Genomic DNA, 12,591 nt, shown 5'->3' with positions numbered 1-12,591 from the left:
GCGTGGGCGTGGGCGTGGGCGTGGGCGTGGGCGTGGGCGTGGGCGTGGGCGTGGGCGTGGGCGTGGGCGTGGGCGTGGGCGTGGGCGTGGGCGTGGGCGTGGGCGTGGGCTGGATCAACGGCGCAGGGTGAGGATCAGGTCGGCGACCAGAGCCGTCCAGCCGGTCTGGTGCCAAGCGCCCAGTCCGGCGCCGTTGTCGCCGTGGAAATACTCGGGGAAGGCGACCAGGTCCCGCCAGTCGGGGTGGGTCTGGAACAGCCGCGCCGCGCCGTAGATCGGTCGGCGACCCCAGTCGTCCTGGGTGAAGAGCGAGATCAGTCTCCTCGACAGGTCGTCGGCGATCTCGTCCAGCGAGAGCTTCACCCCCGAGCGCGTCGGATACTCCACCTGGAGGTAGTCCCCGAAGAACGCGGCGTAGTCGCGCAGCGCGCTGATCAGCAGGAAATTCGTCGGCATCCAGATCGGCCCGCGCCAGTTCGAGTTGCCGCCGAACAGGCCGCTCGTCGACTCGGCCGGCTCGTAGCCCACGGAGAACTCCTGCCCGCCGAGATTGACTGAGAACGGCTTGTCCAGGTGTGCGCGGGACAACGTACGGAGGCCGAAGTCGGAGAGGAACTCGTCGGTGTCGAGCATCCGGGCGAGCAGCCGGACCACCTGCTCCTGACCGACCATGGACAGCAGCCGCTGCTGGCGGCCGTCCGGGCCGATCCGTCGGGTGCCGATGACCTCGGCGTACTCCGGGCGGTTGGTGAGGAACCAGCGCAGCCGCGCGCCCAGCTCCGGCAGGTGGTGCAGGGTCTTGGCGGTGAGGCGGGTGGTGGCGGCCAGCGGCAGCAGCCCGACCACCGAGCGGACCTTCAGCGGCACCTTCGTGCCGTCGGCGAGCCGCAGCACGTCGTAGAAGAACGCGTCCTCGTCGTCCCACAGCCCCTGCTCGTACGCGGCGGCGGCGATGTAGAGGAAGTGCTCGAAGAACTTGGTGGCCGTGTCCACCCAGGTCCGGTCGTGTTCGGCCAGCACGATGGCCATGTCGAGCAGGTTGAGCGCGTACATGGCCATCCAGCCGGTGCCGTCGGACTGCTCCAGCACGCCGGCCACCGGCAGCGCCGCCGAGCGGTCGAACGGTCCGACGTTGTCCAGCCCGAGGAAGCCGCCCTCGAAGACGTTGTTGCCGCCGGTGTCCTTGCGGTTGACCCACCAGGTGAAGTTGAGCAGCAGCTTGTGCATCACCCGGCCCAGGAACTCGAAGTCCTTACCGCCGTCGATCTCGAACACCTTGAGCGCCGCCCAGGCGTGCACCGGCGGGTTCACGTCGCCGAACGCCCACTCGTACGCCGGGATCTGCCCGTTGGGGTGCAGGTACCACTCGCGTAGCAGGAGCAGGATCTGCTCCTTGGCGAAGCCGGGGTCGACCCGGGCGATGCTCACGCAGTGGAAGGCCAGGTCCCAGGCCGCGTACCAGGGGTACTCCCAGGGGTCGGGCATGGAGATCACGTCGAAGCTGGTCATGTGCCACCAGGCGCTGTTGCGCCCGTGCCGACGCCCGGCCGGCGGTGTCGACCCGGGGTCGCCGTCCAGCCAGCGTTTGACGTCGAAGTGGTAGAACTGCTTGCCCCACATCAGTCCCGCGATGGCCTGCCGGGCGACGAGCGCCTCGTCGGCGGTGGCGGCCTCCGGGATCACGTTGGCGAAGAAGCGGTTCGCCTCGGCCCGTCGGGCCCACACCACCGACTCGAAGCCGTCGCGCAGGTCGGCCGGGGGCGGCGGGGCGGCGGCCGGAGGCGACGCGGTACGGGTCAGCCGCAGCCGGATCTGGCGCTGACCGCCGGCCGGCACGTCGAGCACGTAGTGCAGCGCGCCCTTGGTGCCCTCGCGGGCCGGGTTGACGGTGGGCGCGCCGTTGACGACGTGGTCGTTGATGCCGTCCTTCGGGTACGGCGAGCGACCCGCCAGGCCCCAGAGCCGCTCGGCGTTGGTGTCGTTGTCGCAGAGCAGCGGCACCGGGCCGCCGTCGCCTTCGAGCAGCAGTTGCCCGAGCACCCGGTGCTCGCCGACCAGCCGGGTGCCCTCCCCGGTCAGCCGGGGAATCCGGTCGCCGCCGGGCAGCCCCCAGGCCCAGGTGTTGCGGAACCACAAGGTGGGCAGCACGTGCAGGGTCGCCGCCGCGTCGCCCCGGTTGGCGACGGTGATCACCATGCACAGGTCGGTCGGGGACGCCTTGGCGTAGTCGACGGTCACCGCCCAGTACCGGTCGTCGTCGAAGATCCCGGTGTCCACCAGCTCGTACTCGGTGTCGTCCCGGCCGCGCAGCGCGTTCACCGCGACGAGTTCGTCGTACGGGAAGGCGGCCTGCGGGTAGTGGTAGCGCCAGCGCATCCAGGAGTGCGTCGGGGTGCTGTCGAGGTACCACCAGTACTCCTTGGCGTCCTCCCCATGGTTGCCGCTGTCACCACCGAGGCCGAACATCCGCTCCTTGAGGATCGGGTCCTTGCCGTTCCAGAGCGCCAGGGCGAACGCGAACGTCTGTCGGTCGTCGCAGACGCCGGCCATGCCGTCTTCATTCCACCGGTAGGCTCTGGACCGCGCATGGTCGTGTGGGAAGTAGTCCCACGCCGTACCGTGCTCGCTGTAGTCCTCCCGTACCGTCCCCCACGCCCGTTCGGACAGATAGGGACCCCATGCACGCCAGTCCTGCTCCCCCGAGTCGGCCTGGGCGAGCCGAAGCCGCTCAGCGTCGGGTGGCGAGGCGTCGGAGGACGATCCGTCAGTGATCACGTGCACATCTTTGACGTCGCCGCGGTACTTCACCACAGCGGCCATTCTCGCCGTGGCGTGTTACACCTCGACGGCGGTGGAGGAAAGTTGATCGACATTATTTTCGGACCGCAGGTCTGCGGCGACCTGACCAGCGCGTCCAGCCGGGAGTGGCTGGTGCCCGACGGCCTCGGCGGGTACGCGATGGGCACCGTCGGCGGGTTGCGGACCCGTCGCTACCACGGCCTTCTGGTGGTGCCGGGCGATACGCCGGCGTCCCGCCAGGTGGGACTGGTCAGCCTCGACCCGGCCGTCACCCTGCCGTCCGGGGCGCGGGTACGCCTCGGCGCGCACGAGTGGTCCTCCGGCGACGTCGACCCGCGCGGATTCGAGCTGCTGGAGCGCTTCGAGCTGGTCGACGGGCTGCCCCGCTGGCGGTGGCGGATCGGCGCGGTCGTCATCGAACGCGAGCTGGCCATGCTGCCCGGCCGCTCCTGCGTGGCCGTGGTGCACCGGCTGGTCGCCGGCGGTCCGGTACGGCTGGAGCTGTCCGCCGCCTGCACCTGGCGCGACGCGCACGGCGAGCGGCGGGCTGACGGGCCGACGCCGCAGGTCGAGGCGGTGGCCGACGGCGCGGTGGTCGAGGGCGCATATCGGCTGGCCGGCCCCGGCTGGACGCCGGAGGGGCAGTGGTGGCTGGGCGTGCACCACCGCGAGGAGGCCAACCGGGGCCTGCACCCGGACGAGGACGTCTGGTACGCGGGCCGCTTCGCCGGCGATCTGGAACGCCCCGGTGACACGGTGTCGGTGCGGGCCTGGGCCGCTCCGCTGGACGAGGAGCCGCCGCCGGCCGTCGAGATCGTGGCGACGGCCCGGCGACGCAACCGGCAGGTGGTGGCGACGGCGAAGCCGGCCGACGACGTGGACGCGACGCTGGCGCTGGCCGCCGACGCGTTCGTGGTCCGTACCCGGCAGGCGGCGGTCGACGTGGTGGCCGGCTATCCCTGGTTCGGGGCCTGGTCGCGGGACACGATGATCTCGTACGAGGGGCTGTTCCTCTGCACGGGTCGGGCCGCCGAGGGGCGGGAGCTGCTGCGGGCGTACGCGGCGACCCTCTCCGAGGGGATGCTCGCCAACACGGCCGACACCGGCCGGGTGGAGTACAACACCGTCGACGGCACCCTCTGGTTCCTGCACGCGGTGAGCCGGCACGTGACGGTCACCGGCGACACCGATCTCGGCGACGAGCTGCTGCCCGCGCTGCGCGGGGTCATCGACGCGCACGTCGCCGGCACCCGGTACGGGATCGCCGTCGACCCGGCCGACGGGCTGCTCACCCAGGGCGCCCCGGGCACCGCCCTGACCTGGATGGACGCCCGGGTCTACGGCGTGCCGGTCACCCCGCGCACGGGCAAGCCCGTCGAGGTCAACGCGTTGTGGATCAACGGGCTGGCCGGGCTCGCCGAGTTGACCGAGCTGGCCGGGCAGGACGCGGGCGAGCTGTGGCGACTACACGGGCGGGCCACCACCTCGTTCCGGGAGCGGTTCCCCGCCCCGACCGGGTGGCTGCACGACGTGCTGGACGCGCCCGCGCCGGCGTACCCGCTGGGTGGGGCCGCCCTGCACGACGACGACGCGCTGCGGCCCAACCAGTTGCTGGCCTGGTCGTTGCCGTTCGCGCCGCTGGAGCCGGACGAGGCGACGCTGCGCCGGGTCGCGAACGGGCTGCTCACCCCGCTCGGGCCGCGCAGCCTCGCGGAGGATGCGGCCGAGTTCGTGGGTCGCCACCGGGGCGGCCCGGCCGAGCGGGACGGCGGCTACCACCAGGGCACGGTGTGGCCGTGGCTGCTCGGCCCGTACGTGGACGCCACTCGTCGGGGCAAGATGCCAGTCGATGACGCATTGATTGGCATTGAGTCCCATCTGACCGAATATGGGCTAGGATCGGTAAGTGAGACGGCCGACGGTGTCGCGCCGCACTCCGCGACCGGCTGCCCGTTCCAGGCGTGGTCGGTGGCCGAGTTGCTGCGGGTGCGCCGAAAAGGCCAGTAGCGCTTTACATGACCGCAACGGCGGTGTCTCCGCTGGTTATCTCGGCGCCGGCAGGATTGGCCCCGATCCAGACGCGACGGCGACATCGACTCCGGTGTCGGTCGGCGCGCGCCCGGGGACAACTCAAAGGGGGCCGCATGTCACCCGATGCCCACGTGATCGACATCAACCCCGCCCGCCAGCTACGGGTGCTGATGCTGTCGTGGGAGTACCCGCCGGTGCTCGTCGGCGGCCTCGGCCGCCACGTCCACGCCCTGTCCGTGGCCCTGGCCGCCGCCGGGCACGAGGTCACCGTCGTCACCCGCCACGCCGAGGGCGCACCCCTTGAGGAGTACGCCGACGGCGTCCGCATCCTGCGCGCCCCCGAAGACCCCGTCGCCTTCCCCCTGGCCACCGGCTCGCTGCTGGCGTGGACCATGGCCTTCAACCACACCCTCACCCGCACCGCCCTGCGCGCCACCCAGGCCGGCGCCTACGACGTCATCCACGCCCACGACTGGCTCGTCGCCCACACCGCCGTGACGCTGTCCGAACATCTCGACCTGCCGCTGGTCACGACCATGCACGCCACCGAGGCCGGGCGACACCAGGGCTGGCTGCCCGAGGAGATGAACCGCACCATCCACGGCGTCGAACACTGGCTCAGCGGGGCCTCCACCCGCGTGATCACCTGTTCGGGTTACATGCGCGACCAGGTCAGCTCGCTGTTCGACGTACCGGGCGGGCTGGTCGACGTGGTCCCCAACGGGGTCGACGACCGGGCGTGGCGGGCCCGACCACGCGCGGTCGCGTCGGCCCGCGCCCGGTTCGCCGCGGACGGTCCGCTGGTCGGGTACGCCGGCCGGCTGGTCTACGAGAAGGGCGTCCAGCACCTCGTGCACGCGGTACCCCGACTGCGCGAGCGGCACCCCGGGCTGCGCGTGGTGATCGCCGGCGACGGCCCGTACCGCCCCGAGTTGGAGGCCGAAGCCCGTCGCCTGGCGCTCGGCTCGACCGTCCGCTTCACCGGCTTCCTCGACGCCACCCAACTGCCGGCGGTGCTCGGCGCCACCGACGCGACGGTGGTCCCCAGCCTCTACGAGCCGTTCGGCATGGTGGCCCTGGAGGCCGCGGCGGCCGGAGCACCCCTCGCGGTGGCCCGTACCGGCGGCCTCGCCGAGATCGTCGAGCCCGGCGTCACCGGCGTGACGTTCCCGCACAGCGACCCGGTCGCCCTCGCGGGCGCGGTCGACCGACTGCTCGGCGACGAGGTCTTCGCCCGGCGGGTCGCCCGACGGGCCCGGACCATGGTCGGCGAACGCTACGGATGGGCCACCATCGCGGCCCGCACCGCCGCCAGCTACGCCACCGCCCGCCGCGAACACGGCCCGCTACAGGCTCGCCGGGCCGCCGCCCGACTGGCCGGCGGACGGCACCGGATCGCCATTCCGGAGGGCAATCTGCTCGCCGCCGCCGACCACGCCGCCTGCTGAGATTCGTCGGACGACCTATAGGTACCTTCCGATCCGCTGGTTAGGGTGTACACCGGACAGCGGCCGAGGAGGAGCGTGCGCAGGTGCTGATCGCCGGTCGGTACCGGCTGCTCGACCTGGTGGGCCGCGGCGGCATGGGTCGGGTCTGGCGAGCCCGCGACGAGATGCTGCACCGCGAGGTCGCGGTCAAGGAGGTCGTACCGCCGAACTGGCTGGCCGACCACGAGCGGGCCGAGCTGCGCTCGCGCACCCTGCGCGAGGCGCGCACCGCGGCCCGGCTCAACCACCCCGCCGTGGTCCGGCTCTACGACGTCGTCCAGGTCGAGGGCAGTCCGTGGATCGTGATGGAGTACGTCCCGTCGCGCACCCTGCAGGACGTCCTCGACGCCGAAGGACCCCTGGAGCCGGCCCGCGCCGCCCGGATCGGCCTGGCCCTGCTCGACGCCCTGGAGGCCGCGCACACGGCCGGGGTGCTGCACCGCGACATCAAGCCGCAGAACGTGCTGGTCGCCCACGACGGCCGGGTGATGCTCACCGACTTCGGACTGGCCACCTTCGACGGCGGGGACGGCGCGATGACCCGCCCCGGGATGGTGCTCGGCTCCCCGCAGTACGTCGCGCCGGAGCGGGCCGCGGAGGGAGTGTCCACGGTGGCCGCCGACCTGTGGTCGCTGGGCGCCACCCTGCACGCCGCCGTGGAGGGCCGCTCCCCGTACGCCCGCAGCAACGCGATGGCCACCCTCAGCGCGCTGGCGGCCGGTCCACCGGACCCGGCCCCGCACGCCGGTCCGCTCGCGCCGGTACTCGACGGGCTGCTACGCCGCGACCCCCACGACCGTCTCGACCACGACGAGGCCCGCCGGCTGCTCAGCGCCGCCGCGGGCCCGACCGGCATCTCGTCCACTTCCGGGGAGGTCGCCCACTCCACCGCCCCGCAGCCCGTGCCCGACCCGATCGGCTCCGGCGTCGACCCACCCGGAGACGCTCCTCTCGATGATCGCCCGAGCGACGAGCCGGACGTCCGGTACCCGCCGGACGCCGCCACCGGCACGACGGGGCGAGCGGCCCGCCGGCCAGCGGCCCGGCGGGCCGCGCTGGTCGTCACGGCACTGCTCGTGGCGGCCGCCGCCGGGGTGGGCACCGCGCTGGCCGTGGCCGGCGACGCCCCGACCGGCACCGCCGGGCCGACCACCACCCCGACCACGGGACAGGTGGACGACGGTCGAGGGCCGGACGGGGAGTACGGCGACGACCGGGGCGGCCCGCACCGCGGCGGTCCGGGTCGGCCGCCGCCCGGTGGCCGCGACGTGCCCCCGCCGCCGTTCCCGTGCGTCCGCCCGGACGTCGTCGGCGCGCCGGTCACGGTCGGATCACCCGCCGCGGGCGAGCGGTTCCGGCCGCCACCGGGATGGGTGTGGCATGCCGACACCACCGGCTTCCGGGTCTCCGTCCCGGCGACCTGGTACTACTCCCAGGAGGGCACGGTGGCCTGCTTCCAGGACCCGGCAACCGGCCGGGCGTTGAGCGTCGCCGAGGGCGGCGCGGCCGACCCGATGACCCGATTACGGGCGGCCCGCGACGAGGCCGCTCGGGCCGGCGCGCTGCCCGGCTACGACGAGATCCGGCTCGCCCCCGGCGACACCGGCGCGGAGTGGGAGTGTCGGTGGGACGCCCCGGACGGTCCGCGGATCCACGCCCGGCAACAGATTGTGGGTGAGTCGCGCTGGACGTTGGGTTGGATCACCGACGACCGCGACTGGAACACCGCGGACGGGGACTGGGCCATTCTGCGAAACAGTTTCCGACCACCCCGCTGACCTGCGCCGTATGGCCGTGCCCGGCCCCCCGTCCGGCGTGGATCGAGGCCGCTCAGCGGATGAGAAAATCGGCGACGGTGGCTATCGTGTAACGCAGGGTGACCGAGGGGGAGCGACCGTGCAGCAGTTGCTGATCGCGGGTCGGTACCGGCTGCTCGACCTGGTCGGCACCGGCGGGATGGGCCGGGTGTGGCTGGCCCGCGACGAGATGCTGCACCGGGACGTGGCGGTGAAGGAGGTCGTGCCGCCGGCCTGGCTGGCCGAGGCCGAGCGGGCGGAGCTACGGCTGCGCACGCTCCGCGAGGCGCGCACCGCCGCACGGCTCAACCACCCCAACGTCGTCCGGCTGTACGACGTGGTGCACGACGGCGAGAACCCGTGGATCGTGATGGAGTACGTGGCATCCCGGTCGGTGCAGCAGATCATCAACGCCGAGGGTCCGCTCAACCCCACCCGCACCGCCCAGATCGGGCTTGCGGTGCTCGCCGCGCTGCGGGCCGCGCACACCGCAGGTGTCCTGCACCGCGACGTGAAGCCGCACAACGTGCTGGTCGCCGACGACGGGCGGGTGGTGCTCACCGACTTCGGCCTCGCCACCTTCGACGGTGGTGACGGGGCGATGACCGGACCGGGCCTGGTCCTCGGCTCCCCGCAGTTCGTCGCACCCGAGCGGGCGCGCGACGGTGTGTCGGACCCGCGTACCGACCTGTGGTCGCTGGGCGCGACGCTCTACGCGACGGTCGAGGGGCAGTCCCCGTACGCCCGGTCCAGCGCGATGGCGACGCTCAGCGCGCTGGCCACCGAGCCGCCGGATCCGATGCGCCGGGCCGGCCCCCTGCGCCCGGTGATCAGCGGCCTGTTGCAGCGCGATCCCTGGCGGCGCTTGACCGCCGCCGAGGCCGAGCCGCTGCTGCGCGCGGCGGCAGCGGCGGCCGACCACGACCAGCCCCCGCCGGCACGGTCCACCGCGGTGGCGGCGGTCCGCGGCGCGGCCCGGGCCGCCGCGTCCGCCCCGGTCCGCGCTCCGGATCCCGCGCCGGACCCGGCGACGTCGATCCGTCGCCCGAGGGACCGCGCCGCGGGCCGACGCGGACGGGTCATCGCCTGGGGCGGGGCGGCGACCGCGGTGGCCCTGCTCGTCACCGGTGGCGTCACGGCGGCGCTGCTGCACCGTTCGGACGACCGCACGCCACCGTCCGGCTCCGGCGGCGGCGCGACCGCCACCCGACCGGCCGCGTTCGCCTGCGCCACGCCCCCGCCACCGACGGCCACGCCGGTGCCCTCGACCCCACCACCGAAGGACGCGCGGTACGGGCTACGGGACGGCTGGACCTGGCACACCGACCCGACCGGCTTCCGCATCGCCGCCCCGGTGGGCTGGGCACGCTGGACCGAAGGGGCGGTGACCTGCTTCCGGGAGCCCAGCGGTGCGCGCGTGCTCAGCGTCGAGGCGGGACCGGCACGGACCGATCCGCTGGCGCACCTGAGGGCCCAGGAGGAGCGGCTCGTCGCCGCCGACGCGCTCCCCGGCTACCGCAAGCTGGACATCTCCGCGCTGGACGTGTTCGACGGCGGGGCCCTCTGGGAGTGCAGTTGGGAGAACGCCGCCGGCGAACGGGTGCACAGCATCCGGCTGCTCGCCAACACCTCGGCCGGACACGCCTACACCGTCTCGTGGTTGACAAAGGAGTTCGACTGGCAGGTCAACGCGGCATACTTCGTGATGATCCGGCAGAGCTTCACGCCCACCCTCTGACACTGTCCGCTGTGGACGGGTCAACTGACGCCCCTGCGACACCGGTGCTGGCTACAGTGGCGTAGTTTTGGCGCTCAAGATCCCTGGGGAGGGTGAGCCGAAGATGATGGGACCGTCGCACGCGCTGTCCGGCGCGGCGGTATGGCTGGCCGGGTCCTGGGCGCTGGACCAGTTCGCCGACTACCACCAGTCGCCGCTGGCGCTGGCGGTGGGTACGGCGGTGTGCGCGGGTGGGGCGCTCTTTCCCGACCTCGACCTGTCCGGCAAGGTGACCCGCAACCAGGGTGGCGCTACCGTCGCCCGCACGTTCGGGGTCTTCTCGCTCTTCGTGGCCGAGGTGATGGAGAAGATCTCACTCGGCGTCTACTACGCGACGAAGCTCAGCAAGGACCCGCGTCGCAACAACGGGCACCGCACGCTCACCCACACGCTCCCGTTCACGCTGCTGGTCGGCTGGGGCACCACCGCGCTCTGCGCCGCGTACGGCAAGTGGGCGGTGATCACGATCCTGTTCTTCATGTTCGGCCTGGCCCTGCGCGGGCTCTTCGACGAGTGGGCCGAACGGGCCGGCTGGGTGATCGTGACGCTCGCGTCGGCCGGGGCCGCCTGGTTCACCTTCGCCAACCTGCCGGGCGGACGCGGTTATCCGCTGATCGGCACGGCCGTCGGGGTGGGCTGCCTCGTGCACATCCTCGGCGACATGATCACCAGGGCCGGGGTGCCGATCCTCTGGCCGATTCCGATCCGCCGCCGCATGTGGACGATGATCGGCCTCCCGAACAGCATCGCGCTGCGCACCGGCAGCAAGACCGAGGTCGTCGTCCTGCGCGCCGTGTTGACCGTGATCGTGGTGCTCTCCACCGCCGGCCTGATCGCGCCCTCAGTCCTACAACGCCTCAACATAGACGTATAAAAACCCACCCCGCACCCCACCGCGCTCACCGCGCTCACCGCGCTCACCGCGCTCACCGCGCTCACCGCGCTCACCGCGCTCACCGCGCTCACCGCGCCGATCTTGCACTTGCGGATGCCGATCCGTCCTGCTTCGCGCCCTATGTCGCCGCAGAAAGTGCAAGATCGACGCGATGCGGGGTGCCGCCGACGTCAAGATCGCACTCGATCCAGGATGTAGTGGCCTAACGTCGCGCTGACACCACCAGATCCTGGATCGAGTGCGATCTTGCCGCGCTGTCCGGGCGAGGGCCAGGCAGGACTTAACCGCTCGCGCCGATCTTGCAGTTACGGTCGACGGAGTGTTGAGGTTTGCGCGTTTTGTCGGCGCAGAAAACGCAAGATCGACGCGCCTCGCGCCTCGCGCCTCGCGCCTCGCGCCCCGCGCCCCGCGCCCCGCGCCCCGCGCCCCGCGCCCAAGATCCTCACAACATCACCGAAGTTGCTGCCTCAGCCTCGCCGGAGACAGCAACATCAGTGAAGTTGCTGCCCCGGCACGCCGAGGCGCGCCCAGACACGTGCTCCACACAGCGCAGCCGTGCCCTGGCGGGCATCTGCGGATCGCCGGTGCCAGCTCGCCGACTCCTTTTCGACATCGGCTATTGACGGTGCCGTAACACGTGACCTAGCGTCTGTCGAAACGTTTCGTCGAAACGCTTCGACGATCATCCCGAAGCGGTTCCACTCCGGGCCGGAGGAGGTGGGCGGTGGCCACGATGCACGACGTCGCCCGCCTTGCGCAGGTCTCGGTCAGCACCGTGTCGTACGTGCTCACCGGCGCTCGGCCGATCTCCCAGGCCACTCGCGCCAAGGTGCTCGCGGCGATGGCTGAGCTGGACTACCAGCCCAACGCCATGGCTCGGGGGTTGGCCAGCCGGCGCAGCCGCATCCTGGGTCTGCTGATGCCGATGGACGAGCGTGGTCTGGGCGCCACCGAGACCGCGTTCGTCACCGGTGCCGCCGCCGCGGCCAGCGCGGTCGGCTACCACCTCGTGCTCTCGCCGGTCGGCGGTGGCGACCTCGACGACCTGCGACGGCTGGCCAGTCAGCGGATGCTCGACGGCGTTGTGCTGATGGAGGTGCAGCTCGCCGACGAGCGGGTCACGGTGCTCCAGGAGGCGGGAGTGCCGCTGGTGCTGATCGGGCGTACCGGCGACGCCACCGGGTTGTCCTTCGTCGACATCGACTTCGACCAGACCGTGCGGGAGGCCGTCGCGCACCTGGTCGGCCTGGGGCACCGCCGGATCGTCTACGTCAACCACTCGGCGGCGACGCTGGCCAGCGGTTACGGCCCGGCGTTGCGTACCCGGGACGCGTTTGTCACGGCCATGACCGGCCACGGCCTGGAACCGATCATGATCCCGGCCGAGGACAGCGCCGCCGGCGGGCGGGCGGCCCTGGCCGCCGCGCTCACCCGGGCCCCGGAGCTGACCGCCCTGCTGGCGATGAACGAGACGGCGCTCTTCGGCATCCTCGGTGAGCTGACCGGGCGCGGACTGTCGGTGCCGGACGACGTGTCGGTGGTCTCCATGGTCACCTCGCCGCAGGTCGCCGAGTTGGCCACCCCGGCGTTGACCGCGATGACCTCGCCCGGATCGACCCTGGGCCGGATCGCGATCGAGGCGCTGGTACGCCACCTGGACGGCCCCGGCGACGAGCGCCACCAGCAACTGCTGCCGTGCTCGCTGGAGGTGCGGGGATCGACCGCGGCACCACGACCGGAGCGACCCCATGGGGGCTGACCAGTAAAAACGGCCCGCCGCCGCGCGGCAACGCGACGACGGGCCCA

General features: G+C 72.5%; 7 protein-coding genes. 6 read left to right on the top strand and 1 reads right to left on the bottom strand.

What is annotated here, in order from left to right; all coding sequences use genetic code 11:
* Positions 1-114: 114 nt before the first annotated feature.
* Positions 115-2,820, bottom strand: coding sequence for a glucosidase (locus tag AB0I89_RS19270; protein ID WP_357128225.1), 2,706 nt, complete (start codon positions 2,818-2,820; stop codon positions 115-117).
* A 42-nt stretch (positions 2,821-2,862) separates the two neighbouring features.
* Between AB0I89_RS19270 and AB0I89_RS19265 the strand changes: the two genes are divergently transcribed.
* The 6 genes from AB0I89_RS19265 (at position 2,863) to AB0I89_RS19240 (ending at position 12,544) form a co-directional block, all read left to right on the top strand.
* Complete coding sequence (locus AB0I89_RS19265; RefSeq protein WP_357128222.1) at positions 2,863-4,806, top strand: amylo-alpha-1,6-glucosidase; 1,944 nt, start codon at positions 2,863-2,865, stop codon at positions 4,804-4,806.
* A gap of 137 nt (positions 4,807-4,943) precedes the next feature.
* Entirely contained in the window at positions 4,944-6,278 is a 1,335-nt protein-coding gene (locus tag AB0I89_RS19260; protein WP_357128219.1) for a glycosyltransferase family 4 protein, read from the top strand.
* 83 nt (positions 6,279-6,361) lie between these two features.
* A complete protein-coding gene (locus AB0I89_RS19255; RefSeq protein ID WP_357128216.1) occupies positions 6,362-8,095 on the top strand; it encodes a serine/threonine-protein kinase in 1,734 nt (577 codons plus the stop codon).
* Between the two features lie 118 nt (positions 8,096-8,213).
* A complete protein-coding gene (locus AB0I89_RS19250) occupies positions 8,214-9,851 on the top strand; it encodes a serine/threonine-protein kinase (RefSeq protein WP_357128213.1) in 1,638 nt (545 codons plus the stop codon).
* Positions 9,852-9,954: 103 nt separating this feature from the next.
* Positions 9,955-10,764: a metal-dependent hydrolase gene (locus AB0I89_RS19245; RefSeq protein ID WP_357128210.1), complete on the top strand. Its 810-nt coding sequence runs from the start codon at positions 9,955-9,957 to the stop codon at positions 10,762-10,764.
* Between the two features lie 754 nt (positions 10,765-11,518).
* Positions 11,519-12,544: a LacI family DNA-binding transcriptional regulator gene (locus AB0I89_RS19240; RefSeq protein ID WP_357128595.1), complete on the top strand. Its 1,026-nt coding sequence runs from the start codon at positions 11,519-11,521 to the stop codon at positions 12,542-12,544.
* Positions 12,545-12,591: the final 47 nt, after the last annotated feature.

The organism is Micromonospora sp. NPDC049801 (assembly GCF_040656575.1).
GTDB lineage: Bacteria > Actinomycetota > Actinomycetes > Mycobacteriales > Micromonosporaceae > Micromonospora.
The sequence above is the reverse complement of the archived record's forward strand: the minus strand, read 5'-3'. Positions and strand labels throughout refer to the sequence as shown.

What these genes read in the sequence shown, in the direction of transcription:
- AB0I89_RS19270 (WP_357128225.1), bottom strand. Translation starts at nt 2,820, where the DNA reads ATGGCCGCTGTGGTGAAGTACCGCGGCGACGTCAAAGATGTGCACGTG.
- AB0I89_RS19260 (WP_357128219.1), top strand. Translation starts at nt 4,944, where the DNA reads ATGTCACCCGATGCCCACGTGATCGACATCAACCCCGCCCGCCAGCTA.
- AB0I89_RS19245 (WP_357128210.1), top strand. Translation starts at nt 9,955, where the DNA reads ATGATGGGACCGTCGCACGCGCTGTCCGGCGCGGCGGTATGGCTGGCC.
- AB0I89_RS19240 (WP_357128595.1), top strand. Translation starts at nt 11,519, where the DNA reads ATGCACGACGTCGCCCGCCTTGCGCAGGTCTCGGTCAGCACCGTGTCG.